This window comes from Streptomyces sp. NPDC055013 (genome assembly GCF_053608645.1).
Genome location: NZ_JBSGVW010000005.1, coordinates 64,789 through 81,424 on the forward strand (window position 1 = coordinate 64,789; position 16,636 = coordinate 81,424).

General features: G+C 72.0%; 15 protein-coding genes and 1 pseudogene. 7 read left to right on the forward strand and 9 right to left on the reverse strand.

The annotated features are described in order from the left end of the window. Positions 1–54: 54 nt before the first annotated feature. Positions 55–2,103 carry a HelD family protein gene (locus ACWGDB_RS08380; RefSeq protein ID WP_453821707.1) on the reverse strand — a complete coding sequence of 683 codons (2,049 nt, stop codon included), beginning with the start codon at positions 2,101–2,103 and terminating at the stop codon, positions 55–57. Positions 2,104–2,379: 276 nt separating this feature from the next. Here ACWGDB_RS08380 and ACWGDB_RS08385 point away from each other — a divergent pair, with 276 nt between their 5' ends. Both ACWGDB_RS08385 and ACWGDB_RS08390 read left to right on the forward strand, forming a co-directional pair. Beyond that, on the forward strand, positions 2,380–2,559 hold the full coding sequence (locus tag ACWGDB_RS08385; protein ID WP_328880869.1) for a hypothetical protein: 180 nt from the start codon (positions 2,380–2,382) through the stop codon (positions 2,557–2,559). A gap of 109 nt (positions 2,560–2,668) precedes the next feature. Beyond that, positions 2,669–3,391, forward strand: a pseudogene (locus ACWGDB_RS08390) (glycosyltransferase 87 family protein); the annotation flags it as partial. 284 nt (positions 3,392–3,675) lie between these two features. Here ACWGDB_RS08390 and ACWGDB_RS08395 read toward each other — a convergent pair. After that, positions 3,676–5,319 (reverse strand): DNA repair helicase XPB, encoded by a 1,644-nt coding sequence (locus ACWGDB_RS08395; RefSeq protein ID WP_453821708.1) that lies wholly within the window; start codon positions 5,317–5,319, stop codon positions 3,676–3,678. Positions 5,320–5,460: 141 nt separating this feature from the next. On the opposite strand from ACWGDB_RS08395, the gene istB reads away from it, so the two are divergent. Next, positions 5,461–6,678: an IS21-like element helper ATPase IstB gene (gene istB / locus ACWGDB_RS08400; RefSeq protein WP_453821709.1), complete on the forward strand. Its 1,218-nt coding sequence runs from the start codon at positions 5,461–5,463 to the stop codon at positions 6,676–6,678. Here the strand turns inward: istB and ACWGDB_RS08405 are convergent. The 3 genes from ACWGDB_RS08405 to ACWGDB_RS08415 form a co-directional block, all read right to left on the reverse strand. Then, positions 6,656–6,871: a hypothetical protein gene (locus ACWGDB_RS08405; RefSeq protein WP_453821710.1), complete on the reverse strand. Its 216-nt coding sequence runs from the start codon at positions 6,869–6,871 to the stop codon at positions 6,656–6,658. The two genes, istB and ACWGDB_RS08405, sit on opposite strands and share 23 nt — an antisense overlap. A gap of 99 nt (positions 6,872–6,970) precedes the next feature. Then, positions 6,971–7,102: a hypothetical protein gene (locus ACWGDB_RS08410; RefSeq protein ID WP_453821711.1), complete on the reverse strand. Its 132-nt coding sequence runs from the start codon at positions 7,100–7,102 to the stop codon at positions 6,971–6,973. A gap of 176 nt (positions 7,103–7,278) precedes the next feature. Then, positions 7,279–9,816 (reverse strand): helicase-associated domain-containing protein, encoded by a 2,538-nt coding sequence (locus tag ACWGDB_RS08415; protein ID WP_453821712.1) that lies wholly within the window; start codon positions 9,814–9,816, stop codon positions 7,279–7,281. Between the two features lie 210 nt (positions 9,817–10,026). On the opposite strand from ACWGDB_RS08415, the gene ACWGDB_RS08420 reads away from it, so the two are divergent. From ACWGDB_RS08420 to ACWGDB_RS08430, 3 genes are all read left to right on the forward strand, one after another. Continuing rightward, positions 10,027–11,637 (forward strand): substrate-binding domain-containing protein, encoded by a 1,611-nt coding sequence (locus ACWGDB_RS08420; protein ID WP_453821713.1) that lies wholly within the window; start codon positions 10,027–10,029, stop codon positions 11,635–11,637. 75 nt (positions 11,638–11,712) lie between these two features. After that, positions 11,713–12,726, forward strand: a complete 1,014-nt coding sequence (locus ACWGDB_RS08425; protein WP_453821714.1) for a hypothetical protein — start codon at positions 11,713–11,715, stop codon at positions 12,724–12,726. A gap of 76 nt (positions 12,727–12,802) precedes the next feature. Beyond that, on the forward strand, positions 12,803–13,447 hold the full coding sequence (locus ACWGDB_RS08430; RefSeq protein ID WP_453821715.1) for an HAD family hydrolase: 645 nt from the start codon (positions 12,803–12,805) through the stop codon (positions 13,445–13,447). Here ACWGDB_RS08430 and ACWGDB_RS08435 read toward each other — a convergent pair. Further along, positions 13,423–13,674 (reverse strand): hypothetical protein, encoded by a 252-nt coding sequence (locus ACWGDB_RS08435; RefSeq protein ID WP_453821716.1) that lies wholly within the window; start codon positions 13,672–13,674, stop codon positions 13,423–13,425. The two genes, ACWGDB_RS08430 and ACWGDB_RS08435, sit on opposite strands and share 25 nt — an antisense overlap. Positions 13,675–13,838: 164 nt before the next feature. On the opposite strand from ACWGDB_RS08435, the gene ACWGDB_RS08440 reads away from it, so the two are divergent. Then, the gene (locus tag ACWGDB_RS08440) at positions 13,839–14,222 is read left to right on the forward strand and encodes a cold-shock protein (RefSeq protein WP_328426909.1); all 384 of its coding nucleotides are present in this window, start codon (positions 13,839–13,841) and stop codon (positions 14,220–14,222) included. Positions 14,223–14,334: 112 nt separating this feature from the next. On the opposite strand, the gene ACWGDB_RS08445 is transcribed toward ACWGDB_RS08440, so the two are convergent. Genes ACWGDB_RS08445 through ACWGDB_RS08455 form a run of 3 tightly spaced genes read right to left on the reverse strand, consistent with a single transcriptional unit; the run spans position 14,335 to position 16,401 of the window. After that, positions 14,335–15,195: a 1,4-dihydroxy-6-naphthoate synthase gene (locus ACWGDB_RS08445; RefSeq protein ID WP_453821717.1), complete on the reverse strand. Its 861-nt coding sequence runs from the start codon at positions 15,193–15,195 to the stop codon at positions 14,335–14,337. Continuing rightward, positions 15,185–15,913, reverse strand: coding sequence for a futalosine hydrolase (locus ACWGDB_RS08450; protein WP_453821947.1), 729 nt, complete (start codon positions 15,911–15,913; stop codon positions 15,185–15,187). Before ACWGDB_RS08450 ends, ACWGDB_RS08445 begins: the two co-directional genes overlap by 11 nt. 14 nt (positions 15,914–15,927) lie before the next feature. Further along, positions 15,928–16,401, reverse strand: a complete 474-nt coding sequence (locus ACWGDB_RS08455; RefSeq protein WP_453821718.1) for a DUF2771 domain-containing protein — start codon at positions 16,399–16,401, stop codon at positions 15,928–15,930. Between the last annotated feature and the right edge of the window lie 235 nt (positions 16,402–16,636).

Below are 16,636 nucleotides of genomic sequence, written 5' to 3' on the forward strand. Positions count from 1 at the left end.
CTTTTGGCGGCAGTTTCGTTGAACGCTGAAAGACGGGACGCCGGGTACGACTGGTCAGGAGAGCTGTGGCGGCAACGACCCCCCATGCGCGACGACCAACCCCGACACCGCCCGAGTCAGCGCGACATACAACCGCCGCAACCCCGTCCGCTCATCCGGCTCCCCGTCCACCACCGCCTGCGGCTCGTCCAGGACGACGTAGTCGTACTCCAGACCCTTCGCGAGCGACGCCGGTACCAGCGTCAAGCGGGTCCGCTCGGTCGTCTCCTCGCCGGGCGCCAGATAGGTGATCCCCGCAGCCGCGAGCCCCTCCGTCAGCACCGGGACCCGCGCATCCGCGGCGATCAGTCCGATCGACCCCTCCCGGCGCAGCAACTCCCCGCACGCGGCGATGACTTCGGACGCCTCCGACACCTTGCGGACCTCGAAGAACCCCGGGTTCTCACGGATCGACGCCACCGGTGTCAGGCCGGGCGCGATGTGGGGGAGGAGGCGGGAGGCGTAGGCGATGACATCCGTCGGGACGCGGAATCCGGCCGTCAGCTCCTCGATGACCCCCTCCGACTTGCCGAGGTGGGCCAGCGCCTCGTCCCAGCTCCGCGTCGCCCAAGGGGTCGTGCCCTGCGCCAGATCCCCCAGCACCGTCGCCGAACCGGTCGTGCAACGCCGGCCCACCGCCCGGTACTGCATCGGCGAGAGATCCTGCGCCTCGTCGAGCACGACATGGCCGAGGGACGACGTACGCGCCACGATGTCGTTCGCCTCGTCGATGAGCACCGCATCCGCCGCTGACCACTTGGCGGCCTTCACCGACCGGGCCGGCTTCGCCCACAGGATCGTCTTCTGCTCGTCCTCGTCGAGGACCCCGGCCGCGTGTTCGGCCAGGAAGTCCGCGTCGGCGAGCAGCCGCAGCACCAGCTTCGCCGGCTCGACCGGCGGCCAGATGGCCTTGACCGCGGCCTTCACCGCACTGTTGCGGGCCACCGCGTCCTGCACCCGGTCGTCCGGCGCCTCTCCCGACCGCTCCATCTGCACCAGCACGGCGTGCGCGATGCGCTGCGGGAGGGCTTCGCGGGCGGCGCCGTAGCGGATGTCGCGGGCGAGCAACTCACGGACGATCTCTTCGAGTTCGTACGCCGGGACACGCCACCGCCGCGATCCGCGTACGACGACCACCGGCTCCGTCGGCATGGTCACGTGCGCGTACACCGCGCGCCGCAGCACCTCCGCCATCCTCGCGTCGCCCTTGACGACGGCCGCCGCCGCGTCGTCCGTACCGCGCACCTCGACGTGCGCCACGAGGTCGTCCACCGTCGCCTGCCGGACACTCAACTCGCCGAGCGCCGGGAGGACTTGCTCGATGTAGTGCAGGAAGGACCTGTTCGGCCCGATGACGAGTGTGCCGGTGCGGGCGAGGCGCTCGCGGTGGGCGTAGAGCAGATAGGCCACCCGGTGCAGGCCCACCGCCGTCTTCCCCGTGCCCGGACCGCCCTGCACGCACACCGTGCCGCCGAGCCCCGACCGTACGATCTCGTCCTGCTCCGGCTGGATCGTCGCCACGATGTCCCGCATCGGGCCGACGCGCGGGCGCTCGATCTCCTGCTGGAGCAGCTTGCTGGTGCGGGCGGCCTCCGCCGGGTCGGAGAGGTGCTCGTCCTCGTACGCCGTGAGGTCACCGCCCGTGTAACCGAAGCGGCGGCGCAGCGCGATGTCCATCGGGTCCTTCTTGGACGCCCGGTAGAACGGCTGGGACACCGGCGCCCGCCAGTCGATGACCATCGGGTCGCCCTCGGCATCGTGCACATGCCGGCGCCCGATGTAGAAGCGCTCACCCTCCGCACCCTCGGCCTCGGAGGCGCCGGGAGCGTGCAGGTAGTCGAGCCGGCCGAAGAACAGCGGGGTGTCGCTGAGGTCGGCCAGGGCCTTGATGCGCTCGTCGATCTGGTGGGCCAGGACTTCGGCGTTGACCCAGTTCGCGGTGACATCGCTGATGTCGAGGGACTCGACGTCCTCGCGCATGGCCCGCAGGGCGGCACGGGACACGGACAGGTGGGAGCGCTCTCGCGAGAGCGGGGCGAGTGGGTCGTCGGCGGGCGTGGACAAGGGGGTGCCTCCGGAGGGACCTACAGGTAGGTGATCGAGAGAGCCGACCGGTTTCCGTCCGGGCGGCGGCACTCCGCGGGGGAGGCGGGCAAGAGCGGAGATTTTAGGCGAAGGGGAAAGGCAATCGCCAACGAATATTCCGACCCCCTCCGACCCCTAGGGGACGCCGTCTCCCTCCCTGGGGGACGGCATCCGCCCGGAGACGGACGGAGGCGGTGCGCCGCTTCGGTCCACAGGCCGATGTCGTCTTTATGTCCGCGAATCCATCATGGAGACATGAGCGCAGCAACCATCCATCCAGCACCCGTGGGCCCCCGTGGAGCCACAGCGCTTCAGGGGCACCACCGTCATCGCCTCGGTGAAGCCCTGCGTGCCGTCAAGGTGTTCGCAGGTGCGGCCTTCGACGTGATCGTCCTCGGTGAGTACGGCGAGGAGGCGGGCGTCCGCCGTAAGTGACGCCTAGGGTCACTGAGTGACCCGCCGATCACATTCCGCAACTCCCTACTGCCTTCTGGCGGTTTCCCTACTCGCTCTCACGGCACTCTGCACCCACCAGCCCCTCCCGATGGCCGACGCGCTGGTCTACCGGGCGGAAGGCGAAGCCGTCCTCCGCGGCGAGGATCTCTACGGCTTCACCGTCACGCGGTGGCAGCTCCCCGCCACCTACCCGCCCTTCGCGGCCCTCCTCTTCGTCCCGACGGCGCTGATTCCCCTCGCCACCCTCAAGGCGGCCTTCCTGGCGGGCAACGCGCTCATGCTCGCCGTACTCGTCCACCTCTCCGCCCGGCTGGCAGGCGGCCCTGCGAAGCTCCGCCCGCCCGCCCTGTGCGCCGCCACCGCAGTGGCCCTCTGGCTGGAGCCGGTCCTCCAGACGCTGCTCTTCGGCCAGATCAACCTCGCCCTGGTCTGCCTGGTGCTGTGGGACCTCACGCGGCCGACGGGCGCGCGCTGGAAGGGTGCGGCGGTCGGCATCGCCGCCGGGATCAAGCTGACTCCGGCGATCTTCATCGCGTATCTGCTGCTGCGCGGGCGACGCCGGGAGGCGGGCACGGCTGCCGCGGCCCTCGCGGGGACGGTCGCGCTCGGGGCCCTCGCCCTGCCCTCCGCGAGCCTCGACTACTGGACCCGCCGCCTCTACGAGACGGATCGCGTGGGCAAGGTCTGGATCGTCGACAACCAGTCACTGCAGGGGATGGTCGCCCGGGCCCTGGGCGACCCGGCGCCGGGCCTCGCCTGGGCTCTCCCGGCCGCCGCGGTCACGGCCATGGGGCTGTGGCTGGCGGCGCGGGCCGCCGAGGAGAGCCACGCGATCCTCCTGACGGCCTTCACCGCCCTGCTCGTCTCGCCGATCAGCTGGTCCCACCACTGGGTGTGGTGCGTCCCGCTGACCGCCGTACTGCTGACGGAGGGCCGCTCCCGCCTCGCGGCGGCAACGGCCCTCCTCTTCACGGCCCGCACGATATGGCTGCTCCCGCACGAGGGCGCCCGGGACCTCCGACTGCCCTGGTGGCAGCAGCCGGCGGCGTCGCCGTACCCGCTCTGTGCGCTGCTCGGCCTCGCCCTCCTGGCCTGCTACCCCTCCGCCAGGATCTCGTCCGCGTCCATGATCCGGTACGCGTACCCCTGTTCCGCCAGGAAGCGCTGGCGGTGGGCGGCGAAGTCCTGGTCGATGGTGTCGCGGGCGACGACCGAGTAGAAGTGGGCCTGGTGGCCGTCGGCCTTCGGGCGCAGGACGCGGCCGAGGCGCTGGGCCTCCTCCTGGCGGGAGCCGAAGGTGCCCGAGACCTGGATGGCGACCGTGGCCTCCGGCAGGTCGATGGAGAAGTTCGCGACCTTGGAGACGACGAGGACGCTGATCTCGCCTTCCCGGAAGGCGTTGAAGAGCTTCTCGCGCTGCGCGTTGGAGGTCTCGCCCTTGATGACCGGGGCGTTCAGATGCTCGCCCAGTTCGTCGAGCTGGTCGATGTACTGGCCGATGACCAGGATCTGCTGCCCGGCGAACCGGCGGACGATGGCCTCCGTGACCTTCCGCTTGGTGTCGGTCGTCGCGCAGAAGCGGTACTTCTCCTCCTGCTCGGCGGTGGCGTACGCGAGCCGCTCGGCGTCGGTGAGGTTGACGCGGACCTCGACGCAGTCGGCGGGCGCGATGTACCCCTGCGCCTCGATCTCCTTCCAGGGCGCGTCGAACCGCTTCGGGCCGATCAGGGAGAAGACGTCCGACTCGCGGCCGTCCTCCCGGACCAGGGTCGCGGTCAGGCCCAGGCGGCGGCGGGCCTGGAGGTCCGCGGTGAACTTGAAGACGGGGGCGGGCAGCAGGTGCACCTCGTCGTAGAGGATCAGGCCCCAGTCCCGGGAGTCGAAGAGCTCCAGGTGCGGATAGACACCCTTCCGCTTCGTCGTCAGCACCTGGTACGTGGCGATGGTGACCGGGCGGATCTCCTTCTTCGTACCGCTGTACTCGCCGATCTCCTCCTCGGTGAGCGACGTGCGCTTCATCAGCTCGTGCTTCCACTGCCGGGCCGAGACGGTGTTCGTGACGAGGATGAGGGTCGTCGACTTCGCCTGCGCCATGGAGCCGGCGCCGACGAGGGTCTTGCCGGCGCCGCAGGGCAGCACCACGACCCCGCTGCCGCCGTGCCAGAAGTTCTCCACCGCCTGCTTCTGGTAGGGCCTGAGCGCCCACCCGTCCTCGTTCAGCTCGATCGGGTGCGCCTCGCCGTCGACGTAACCGGCGAGGTCCTCGGCCGGCCAGCCCAGCTTCAGCAGGGTCTGCTTGATCTGGCCGCGCTCGGAGGGGTGCACGGCGACGGTGTCCGGGTCGATGCGGGTGCCGACGAGCGGTGCGACCCGCTTCGAGCGCAGCACCTCCTCCAGGACCGGGCGGTCGGTGGTGGTGAGGACGAGGCCGTGCGTGGGGTGCTTGGAGAGGGTCAGACGGCCGTAGCGGTCCATCGTGTCGGCGATGTCGACGAGCAGCGCGTGCGGCACGGGGTAGCGGCTGTACGTGACCAGCGCGTCCACGACCTGCTCGGCGTCGTGCCCGGCCGCGCGGGCGTTCCACAGGCCGAGCGGCGTGACCCGGTAGGTGTGGATGTGCTCGGGTGCCCGCTCCAGCTCCGCGAACGCGGCGATCGCCCGACGGCAGTCATCGGCCCGCTCATGGTCGACTTCCAGGAGCAGGGTCTTGTCCGACTGGACGATCAGTGGTCCGTTCACGTGCGTATGTCCTTCCGCTCGGCCACCCGACCAAACGTCCAGTGTGCCTGATCGATTCCTGATCGAATCCGGAGTCCTACAGGATGTCTTTTCATTCCTGTGAGTGGCGTGGTTTCACCTGTACGGCGGTGGCTGCGAAGAATGCCGACCGTGCAGCCCACTTCGCGTGATCCGTCCCCCACGACCACCACCCTCGGGTACGCCCTGTTCGCCACCCGCTGGCTGCAGGCCCCGCTCTACTTCGGCCTCGTGGCCGCCCAGGGGGTGTACGTCTACAAGTTCTTCAACGAGCTGTGGACCTTAATCCTCCGCTGTGTGACCGGGCAGGCGACCGAGAACTACGTCATGCTCGCCGTGCTCAAGCTCGTCGACGTCGTCATGATCGCCAACCTGCTGATCATGGTGATCGTCGGCGGCTACGAGACGTTCGTCTCCCGCATCGGCCTCCAGGGCCACCGCGACCAGCCGGAATGGCTCTCGCACGTCAACTCCAACGTGCTGAAGGTCAAGCTCGCCACGGCCATCGTAGGTATCTCCTCCGTCCATCTGCTCCAGATGTTCGTGGACGTCCACCACACCTCGCGGCACGCACTGCTGTGGGGCACGGTGATCCACATGGCGTTCATCGCCTCGGCGGCGATCCTGGCGTACATGTCGGGGCCGATGGCCGCGCAGAGTGAGCGGCTCGCTGGGCACGCACACCAGACGCACGTCCCAGAGGAACCCGCAGCGAAGGTCTTCGTCCCGGCGCAGGCCCCGGCACGTGACGACGAGCCGAGCGCCGAGGAGCGGGTGCGTGCCGCCGGTTTCCCCGCGCGCAAGCTGCTGGAGGAGTTCGACTCCGAGCACCCGCACTCCTTCGACCGGGAGGCCGTGGCCCGGCTCGGCAAGCTGGACTTCGTCGCCGCCCGCCGCAACGTGGTCTTCGTCGGACCGCCCGGCACCGGCAAGACGCATCTGGCCGTCGGCCTCGGCGTACGGGCCTGCCAGGCCGGCCACTCGGTGCGGTTCGCGACCGCCGCGGAGTGGGCCGCCCGGCTGGCCGGCGCACGGGACGCCGGACGGCTCGCCGAGGAACTGGCCGCGCTCGACGAGCACGCCGTGCTGATCGTCGACGAGGTCGGCTACACCCCCTTCGAGGCGGGGACCGCGCCGCTGTTCTTCCAGCTGGTCGCGCACCGCTACGAGCGGGCCTCGCTGATCGTGACCGGCGACCGCCCGCTCGGCCGCTGGGAGGAGATCTTCGGCGGCCCCTCCGCGCTCGCGATGGTGGACCGGCTGGCCCACCACGCCGAGGTCGTACGGATCGACGGCGACAGCTATCGGCTGCGCCGCCCTACCGCAGCGTGGGCAGACTGACGTTGTTGATCAGCGGTCCCTCGACGGTGAGGCCCTCGGTGATCAGGGACTCGCCGGCGGGGGCCGGCAGGGGCAGGGGGAGAGCGGAGGCGGCGGCCGATGCCTCCGGGGCGAGGACGGTGACCAGCGCGCTCGCCGAGACGAGGGCGGCGACGGCTGCGGAACGGGCGCGCGCGGGGCGCTTGGCAGGCATGGGGGAGTCAGGGCCTTTCACGTACGGAGGCGGCGGGGCGACCGGCGGGCGGGCCGGCCCTGTGCGCCGGGCCGGCCCGATGGCTGCGCTGCGGTCGCGTCAGACCTGCGGCGTCTCGATGACCAGCCCGGCCACGTCGACGCCGATCGCCGCGGCCTGAGTGGTGAGGGCACCGCCGATCATCAGGGCTGCGGCGGCCAGGACGGTGGCAAGACGACGAGCTGTGCGCATGGACAACTACCTCTCTGTTGCGCTCACTTGAGCGTGATCAGGACACGAGGTGGCTGCCCTGCGCCACCCGGCGCGATGCGGACACACCCGAAAGGTCCCCCAGGAGTTGGAAAAACCCGGCGTGGCGTGCATGAACGGCCGCGTACCCCCGAACGAGTGAGCCGCCGGGCCCGGCCTCAGACCTGGTCGTCCGCGAGCTCGGCGACCCCGGTGATCCGGTGCAGCGGATACGTCCGCACCTCGTCCGCGGTGTGGTCGTACGCCGTCACGAACCCGCCCTCGACCCGCACCGGCGCGATCACCCGCTGACTCGCGGCGCCCTCGGCGTTGACGTACCCGATCCACAGCGCCTCGCCGGTCAGGACGGCGGCCTGCATGGTGGCGAGGGTCTCGGCGGAGGTGGTGCGGGGCAGCTCGCCGCCGGTCATCGCGGCGGAGTCGCCGGTGGCGGCGGGCTTGCGCGGTGCCGTGGAGGCGAGGTCGCCCGCCCGGATGGCGCGGATCGCGGCCGTCAGCAGGGTGGCGTCCGGCGTCGGCGGGCCGTCCGGGACCGGCTCGGGCGCCGTGCGCGGCGGGGTGCGGTGGGCGTCGGCGCGGGTGATCAGGACGTCGCCCTCGGCCGACTCGGCGGCCGGCGCGAAACCCATCGCGCGCAGGCCCTCCAGCAGCGCGGCCGGGTCCGCCTGGGCGGCCAGCACCGTCGGCGCCAGGCGGCGCAGACGCAGGCCCGCGGCCCGCTTGTCGGCGAGGATCTCGTTCAGCACGGCGTCGTCGTCGCAGCGGACGTACGCCGACGCGGCGCCCACCCGCAGATGCCCGTGCCTGCGGGCCACGTCGTCGATCAGATACGCGAGCGGCTGCGGTACCGGCGTACGCGCGTGCTCGGCGAGGAAGGCGTGCAGGTCGGAGGCGCTGCGCCCGGCGTCCAGGGCGCGCCGCACCGACCCGGGCGTGAACCGGTACACCGTCGCGCCGCCCTTGGACTCCACGTCCGCGAGCACGTCCAGCATGGCGGCGAGCGGCCGTTGCAGCGGCCCGGGCGCCACGGCCGTCAGGTCGGCCTGGAGGAGCACGTGGTCGAGCGGCTCGGGCAGGAGCGGGGCGAGGAGCCGGGCCGCGGTGGCCGAGGCGGTGGCCTGCTCGGCGGGGGAGAGGGGCTCGGGCGGCGGGGCCGGGCGGTGATGCACGGGGAGCTTGTCGCCGGGACCGGCCGGTTCCTCGGGCAAGGGCTCCGGCAGTGGCATGCCCAGCAGCGCCCGCCCCTGCGCCGACAGCGCCCCGCGCCCCGTGATCCCCAGCATCTCCGCCTCGCCGAGCGTCCACCGGGCGAGGCGGCCGCGCAGGTCGTCGTCCCGCTGGGCCCCGCGCAGCGGCCGCTCCCAGCGCAGCCGGGCCAGTACCGACTCGGCGGACGGCGACGCGCCCTCCGGCAGTCCGGCCAGGAGGGTCAGCACCCGGTGGCGTACCTCGGGCGCGGCGGAGCGGTCCAGGCCCGGGCCCAGCGCCGACAACGTGCGGTCCTTGGCGTCCCGCCCGCCGATCACCCCCGACGTGCGCGTCGCCGTCAGCCATGTCTCCGCGAGAAGTGCCCAGCGCTGCGCGGCGGGCTGTTCCAGCCACTCGTCGTAGGCCGGGGTCGCCGCGTACCGCTCGTCCGCCTCGCCGTCGGAGGCCAGCAGTCCGGCGGCGTAGGCGAGCTCGACCCAGAAGGCGGCCAGGGGTTCGGACATGTCGAGGGCGACGGCGGTGCGCTTGAGGTCGCGCACGCTCAGGCCGCCCGCCCGCAGCACCGTCGGACCGCCCTCGTCCCAGTCCTTCAGCAGCTCCTCGACGGTCGCCAGCGCCGTGTACGCCTGCCCGGCGGCGGTCGCGTCCACAACCTGTGGACGGTGTGTCGAGCTCGCCTCGACCGGCGGCGGCAGCGGCTCGGTGGTGCGGTGCGCCCGGCCGGCCCGCAGATGCAGGGCCACCTCGCGGGGGAGTACGACCGTGCCGGGCGCCGTCGGCAGGAGGAGGCCGCGGTCCAGGAGCCAGCGCAGGCGGGGCGCGGGGTCGGCGGTGACCTGGCCGTACGGCGGACCCCACACGAGCCGGGACAGGACCTCCCGGGACTCCTCCGGCGCGCCGGTGAGCAGGGCCGCCATGCGCCGCCGGTCGCCGAACAGGGCCGTGAGTGACGACACCGCGGACACGGCGTCGTGGGTCGAGGGCAGCCCGGCCGTCGTGACGATCTCCTGGATGCGGCCCGGCGACATGCCCGCGGTGGCTTCCTGCACGGTCGGGCCCAGTCCGGTGGGGGACGGGTGCTGCGGCGAGGGCGCGAGCAGCTCACGTGCCGTGCGCACGAGCCGCAGCCGGTCGTCGGCGCCCCAGACCAGGGCCTGGTCGCGCAGGGTCGCGAGGGCGTGCGGCAGCGCCCCGGCGACCGCCGGATCGCCCTCGTCACCGGCCATCAGCGCGAGCAGTTCGTCGTACGTCGCCGGATCCGCCGCCACCGCCAGCGCCTCCGCCGTCTGCAGCGCGCACCGGTTCAGCCGCTCCAGGGCGCGCACCACGGAGGCCCGGGTGCCGGCCCGCGTCGCCAGCTGCGTGAGGTCGGTGGGGACCGGGGTGATGAGATCGGGCCGGCTGCGCAGCAGCACGGCCAGGGAGGCGTCGTCCCGCACGCGGAGGGCTTCCGCGAGGGAACGGGGCGGTGCAGCCGGGTCGCTCATCCGACCAAATCTAGCGGGTGGGGGCCGGAGCAGGGGGTGTGCCGACCGCCCGGACCGCCGCCCGGACGGCGAACGGAACGTTTCGCAAATGGCCTCCGGATGAACATCATCCGGAGGAATCCGGCACCCCTGGCACCATGTCATCCCCACTCGTCACCCTGGGCTCCCGGTCAACTACTTCACGGCTCAATGGAATTGGGGGTTCCAGCGGTGAGCGAGCAGGTCGAGCAGTGGATCGCGATCCTGAGTCTCACGTTCCCGGTCGCGGCATTCCTGTGGGAGTTCGCCATCGTCGGCCGTAAGCGGCTCGGCTACCGGGTGCAGATGGACACCCTCGCCGCGGACGACACGCAGTCCGAGCACGCCGAGATCCTGGAGCAGTTGCAGCGCGACGGCCACCGGCTGAAGAATCCCTCCTTCGTGCTGCTGCGCATCGAGAACGCCGGATCCGCCCCCATCGAGGCCAGTGACTACCTGACCGACGAGAACGACCCCAGCGGCATATGGGTCACCTTCCGCCGCCGGCAGGTCGCGGGGCTGGTGGTCACCGAGCTGAGCCAGCGCGAGCTGCGCCGGTTCTTCAGGCGCGGGGCCCCGGGCTTCGGCTTCCGCAACAACCCGGCCAGGCGCGAGGGCGTCATCGAACTGCCGAAGGTCAAGCTGCCCCGGGGTGCCGAGTACAAGGTGCTGGTGATCCTGGAGAGCTGGCAGGGCGACGACAGCGCCGAGCCCTTTCCCAAGCCGGACATCGTCGGCGCCGTCGGCACCGACCGGCGCTGGTTCGACCCGCTGCTGAAGGTGTTCCGGTTCAAGCTGGCCAGGACCGAGAGCCATCTGTTCGCCTCCCGGCCGGCCTGGTTCGCCATCGCGTTCCTGACGGCGGCCGTGGCCCTCCAGGCGTTCTTCACGCTGTTCCTGCGCGAGGACCGCAGGCCCCCGCTGGACTGCGTCGGCGGCACCCTCCGCCTGCACGGCTCCACCGCCTTCGCACCCGCCGTGCGGGCCGCCGCCGAGGACTACCTCAAGCGGTGCGAGGGGGCGGGCGTGTCGATTCCGCTCGCCGACGACACCTTCAAGGGCAGCACCGACGGTGTGACCGACCTGGACCAGGCCGGCAAGAACGCCGGGGTCCAGGTCGGCGACGGCCTCGCCGACCACATCGCGTTCACCGACGGCCTCGCCTCCGACGGCCACCCCCGGCTGGTCCCCAAGCCCGTCGCCTTCTCCGTGTTCACCCTCGTCGTCAACAAGGACGCGGGCGTGGAGAACCTGAGGCTGGCCCAGATCCGCGACCTCTTCGCCGGCCGGGTGACGAACTGGTCCCAGGTGGGCGGCAACGACGTCCCCGTCCACCTGATCAACCGCGACCCGGGCTCCGGCACCCGCAGCACCCTCGTCGCCAAGGTCCTGGACGGCAGGGAACCGCCCCAGTTCACGGTGACCGACTGCGCGGCCCTGAAGTCCGGCCGGTACGGCCGCTGCGAGGTCACCAGCACGGACACCATGCTGAACACCAGTGCCTCGACGCCCGGTGCCATCGGCTACAGCGAGGCCGCGGGAGTCGCCGGCCACAAGGCCGCCGACCGGCTCGTCAAGTTGAAGATCGACGGCAGGGAGCCCACGGCGGAAGGCGTCGAGGACACCAACTATCCCTACTGGCAGACCGAGTTCGCCTACACCTACGGCGAGGCCCCGGCCGGCTCCGTCGCGGCGGCCTTCCTCAACTTCCTCACCCAGCAGAGCGGGCGCGACATCCTTCACGAGCACGGCCACGGCCTGTGCTCCGAGGCGCAGGACGCGGGGGAGTGCCGGCCGGTCTGACCCGCCCCGCACACCCTGCGCTGCGCTAACGTCGTCCCCACGGGGCTTCAGCACACCCACCCCGGAGGGGACTTCGTGGGGATCGAGAGCGACCAGGTCGTCTACGAGTATCTGAGCCGCGTCGGTGACGTGGCTCAGCAGCGTCAGCTGCCGTCGGCCACCCGCATGCGTCTGGTCAACGAGTTGCGGGGCGAGATCGACCGGCGCCGTGCCAAGGCAGCCGTCGACAGCCCCGCCGCCGTCCGCCGCATCATCGCCCGGCTCGGCACACCGGACGAGATCGTCGCGGCCGCCGGGGGTACCGCCCCCGTACCGCAGGCACCGGTGGCCTCCGTGCCCGTACAGCCGCAGGGCCGGGACGAGCACGCCGAGGAGGAGCGCCCCAAGGGCCTGCGCCGGCTGGTGCCGCGCCCTCGCCCCGCGCAGGCCCCGACGGCACCCGACGACGCGCCCCCGCCGCCCCACCTCGCGAGCACGGCCGACCTCGGGGGCAGCGCGCTCCAACCGGACTGGTGGCGGGTGGACAGCAGCGCCTTCGGGCCCGGCGACGACGTCCCCGGCTTCGTCGGCGGCGTCGAGATCCCGGAGATGCTCAGGCGTCCGCCCACCAAGGAGCAGGAGGCGCTGCTCCGCAAGAAGGCACCCGTCGAGGAGCCCGAGGAGGCCGCCGCCGCGGAGGCCGACGTTCCGGAAGCGGACCCCGCCCCCCGTCGCCGCCGCTTCATCCCGCGACGCCCGACGCTGCCCACCAGCCGCTGGAGCAACCCCCTCCTGCTGCTCTCCGCCGGCCTCCTCGTCGCCGGCGCCGTCCTCGGCAACCTCGTCGTCCTGCTGCTCGGCTGGCTCATCGCCTGGGGCTCCCGGCGCCTGAGCGACGCCGAGACCAAGTGGGCGGTCGTGATCCTGCCCGGCCTCGCCCTCACGGCCGGCGTCGCCTGGCTGTGGGGCCGCACCGACGGCCGCTGGGGCGACCCCATCGCCGAGGGCCACATGAACGCCGCCCTCTCGGACACCTGGCCCTGGGTGCTGCGCGGGGCGGCGGTGGCGTCGGCGCTGTTCATCGTCTGGCGGTCACAGCGGGCGAAGTAGGCGTCCGCGAGGTGCGGCGCCAGGTGGATGCAGGTCACACCCACCCGGTGTCTGCCCCGCCCCCGGCCTGGGCACAATGGCGCATATGGCCTCCTCGACCCCGCCCCGGCTCACCGTCGGCTTCGACCTCGACATGACCCTCATCGACTCCCGCCCCGGCATCCACGCCTGCTACACGGCGCTGGCCGAGCGCACGGGGACGTACATAGACGCCGACCTCGCGATCACACGGCTCGGGCCGCCGCTGGAGGAGGAGCTGGTCAACTGGTTCCCGGCGGAGCAGGTTCCGGCCATCGCCGACCGGTACCGCGCGATGTACTCGACGATCGCCATCACCGCGACCCCCGCCCTGCCGGGCGCGCGTGAGGCGATCGCCGCCGTACGGGCCGCCGGCGGGCGCGCGATCGTCGTCACCGCCAAGTACGAGCCGAACGCCAAGCTGCACCTGGAGCACCTCGGCATCGAGCCGGACGCGGTGATCGGCAATCTCTGGGCCGAGCAGAAGGCGGTGGCCCTGCGTGAGCACGACGCGGGGGTCTACGTCGGCGACCACGAGGGCGACGTCCGCGCCGCCCGCGCGGCCGACGCCCTGTCGGTCACGGTGGCGACGGGGCCGTTCAGCACGGATCAGCTGGGCGCGCTCGGCGCGGACGTGGTCCTCACGGACCTGACGGAGTTCCCGGGCTGGCTGGCCCGCTACCTCGAAGCACCCCGCGCCTGACGTCGTCCGGCCGCGGCCGACTGCAGCACGCCGATACCTGCGACGAGGAATCCGACGCCCATCAGCATGCTCAGTCCGAACATGTAGGTCGGAAATGGCGTCGTATCGAGCAAAAACGGGGCCACCGTGACCAGAGTGGCCACGGCACCGATGAAGAACAGGACCGCACCGGCACGGATCAGTCGGTCGCCGGGAGCGGCGGAATTCGTTTGGGTTTTGTCACGCACCGGACCAGGGTAGTTCCCTGCGCGAAGGAACAACCGGGCGACGTCTTGTCACCGGCTCCGGGAGCATTAGCCTTGGTAGCGGCGGGTCATGGTCGACCCGCTGAGTGCTATCAAGAGCCGTTTTCAGAAGCAGTTTTCCGACGAGTACGAGGACGAGGACAGACGTGCCTACCGGCAAGGTCAAGTGGTTCAACAGCGAGAAGGGCTTCGGCTTTCTCTCCCGCGACGACGGCGGTGACGTCTTCGTCCATTCCTCGGTCCTCCCCGCCGGAGTCGACGTACTCAAGCCGGGACAGCGAGTGGAGTTCGGGGTGGTCGCCGGTCAGCGCGGTGACCAGGCCCTCTCGGTCACCATCCTCGACCCGACCCCCTCGGTCGCGGCGGCCCAGCGAAAGAAGCCGGACGAACTGGCGTCCATCGTCCAGGATCTGACGACCCTCCTCGAGAACATCACGCCGATGCTGGAGCGGGGCCGCTATCCCGAGAAGACCGCCGGCAAGAAGATCGCCGGCCTCCTCCGCGCGGTCGCCGACCAGCTCGACGTATAGCTCCCGCGCACCCCTGGATTTCCTGGGGGAATCCGGCGCATCCCGGCCGAGGGGCGGCACCAGCCCCTCGGCCGCGGCACGTGTGAGCAGCCCGTGCACGGCCGGGTGAGGTTCAGGGGAACGACAGCGCCTCGGGTCCGAGCGCGGGGGTCAGCCCCTCCGCCGCCGCGCGTGTCAGCAGGCCCCGCACGGCCGCGTAGCCGTCGTCGCCGAGGTCCGCCGTGAACTCGTTGACGTACAGGCCGATGTGCTGGTCGGCGACGGCGGGGTTCATCTCCTGGGCGTGCTCCATGACGTAGGCACGGGAGGCTTCCGGGTCGTCCCAGGCGGCCCGCACGGAGCTGCGGATCGAGTCGGCCAGGAGCGTCAGCCGCCGTGCGCCCAGGGAGCGCTTGGCGATGATCGCGCCCAGCGGGATGGGCAGCCCCGTGGTGTCCTCCCAGTGCTCGCCCATGTCCGCGAGCTTGTGCAGCCCGTAATTCTGGTACGTGAAGCGCGCCTCGTGGATGACGAGCCCCGCGTCGACCTTCCCGTCCCGCACGGCGGGCATGATCTCGTGGAACGGCATGACCACGATCTCGCCCACCCCGGAGGGCAGCGTGTCGGCGGCCCACAGGCGGAACAGCAGATACGCCGTCGACTTCTCGCTCGGCACGGCGACCGTACGGCCGCCGAGGTCCACGTCCGGCTCGCGCGTCAGCACCAGCGGGCCGCAGCCCCGGCCCAGCGCGCCGCCGCAGGGCAGCAGGGCGTACTCGTCGAGGACGTACGGCAGCACGGCGTACGACACCTTCAGCACGTCGAACTCGCCGCGCTCGGCCATGCCGTTGGTGATGTCGATGTCCGCGAAGGTGACGTCGAGCGCGGGGGCGTCGGGCACCCGGTCGTGGGCGAGGGCGTCGAAGACGAAGGTGTCGTTCGGGCAGGGCGAGTACGCGATCCGCAGGGACTGTCGCTGCTGTTCACCGGTCATGTGATTGCCAACTCTCCAGGACGGGCGTGAGCTTCCCGAAGGCCTCGGTGAGGGCCGCCAGCGCGTCTCCGATGCGCCAGGCGGCGCGGTCGCGCGGGCCCACGGGGTTGGAGATCGCGCGCAGCTCCAGCACGGGCGTGCCGTGCGCGGCGGCGGCCTCGGCGACACCGAAGCCCTCCATGGCCTCGGCCAGGGCGCTGGGGTGGCGCTCGCGCAGCCGCGCGGCGCGGACGGCGGTGCCGGTCACGGTGGAGACGGTGAGGACGGCGCCGGAGCGTGCGCCGGTGGCGGCCGCCGCTTCCCGTACGAGTGCTTCGGGCGGACGGTGGGTGACGGTGCCGAAGCCCAGCTCGGTGACGGGCAGGAAGCCGTCGGGGGTCTCGGCGCCCAGGTCGGCAGCGGTGATCTCGTCGGCGACGACGAGCGAGCCGACGGGGGCGTGGGGCGCGAAGCCGCCGGCGATGCCGGTGGAGACGACCAGGCCGTAGGGCGCGCCGTCGCGGGCGGCCGTGGTCAGGGCCGACGCGGTGGTGGCCGCGGCCCGGGCCGGGCCCACTCCGACGGCGACGAGGTCGATGACCGGCCGACCGCGGCCGGTCGCGTCGGGTGCCGGGTCGGCGGACCCCAGCAGCACCCGCCCCTCGTCCGCGGCTGCCGCGAACGCCTGGGCCACCGCGTCCCTCTCCACGGGGACGGCGGTGGCCACCAGCACGTGCAGCCCAGCGGCAGGGATCAGCTGTCCTTCTCGAGCTTGAAGGACCACAGGCCCGTCACGTCCTGCTCGCCCTCCTTGATGGAGACCAGCGTGGAGTCGCCGCTCGCGCCGTACTGGGCGTTGAAGAACACGCTGCCCGGGACGGTGCGGTAGGTCTTCGTGCTGGAGTCGGTGAGCGGCTGGCCGTTCATGAGGATCGTCCAGCCCTCGTCCGCGATCTCCGGGTCGACACCGAAGCGCACGGTCTCGTCCGGGTCCACCTTGATGGACTCGATGCCCTTGTCCTTCAGGCAGCCGGCCAGGTCCGCGGTCTTCACGGCCTTGCCCTCGCCGCCGCAGGTGGCCTGCGAGTGGACGGAGGAGCTGCCGACGGTGACCGTGGCCAGCGGCGTCGGCTTGTCGCAGGCCGACAGGACGAGCAGTCCGGCGGAAACGGCGCCGGCTGCGGCGAGCGCGCGGCGGCGTCGCACTTCGGATTGCAGCGTGGTCATGGGCGAAGGTTATCGGGCGCGTGTGACGCTCTCTCTACGCGGGGGGCGGCGTGCCGTGGGCCGGGCCGGGGGACCGCGCCTCAGGTCACGCGCGGGTGGCTGTGGCCGTCGTGCGGGGTCGAGTCGATCATGTCCTCGACGCCTGTCGGGCCATCAGGCGTTTGATGGTGGTCAGCCGGCCGGTGGGCCCGGGGAGCCACTGAGCGGCGGCACGCTGCCGATGGCGGTACGCGCG

What these genes read in the sequence shown, in the direction of transcription:
- ACWGDB_RS08385 (WP_328880869.1), top strand. Translation starts at nt 2,380, where the DNA reads ATGAGCGCAGCAACCATCCATCCAGCACCCGTGGGCCCCCGTGGAGCC.
- istB (WP_453821709.1), top strand. Translation starts at nt 5,461, where the DNA reads ATGCCGACCGTGCAGCCCACTTCGCGTGATCCGTCCCCCACGACCACC.
- ACWGDB_RS08405 (WP_453821710.1), bottom strand. Translation starts at nt 6,871, where the DNA reads ATGCCTGCCAAGCGCCCCGCGCGCGCCCGTTCCGCAGCCGTCGCCGCC.
- ACWGDB_RS08410 (WP_453821711.1), bottom strand. Translation starts at nt 7,102, where the DNA reads ATGCGCACAGCTCGTCGTCTTGCCACCGTCCTGGCCGCCGCAGCCCTG.
- ACWGDB_RS08415 (WP_453821712.1), bottom strand. Translation starts at nt 9,816, where the DNA reads ATGAGCGACCCGGCTGCACCGCCCCGTTCCCTCGCGGAAGCCCTCCGC.
- ACWGDB_RS08430 (WP_453821715.1), top strand. Translation starts at nt 12,803, where the DNA reads ATGGCGCATATGGCCTCCTCGACCCCGCCCCGGCTCACCGTCGGCTTC.
- ACWGDB_RS08445 (WP_453821717.1), bottom strand. Translation starts at nt 15,195, where the DNA reads ATGACCGGTGAACAGCAGCGACAGTCCCTGCGGATCGCGTACTCGCCC.
- ACWGDB_RS08455 (WP_453821718.1), bottom strand. Translation starts at nt 16,401, where the DNA reads ATGACCACGCTGCAATCCGAAGTGCGACGCCGCCGCGCGCTCGCCGCA.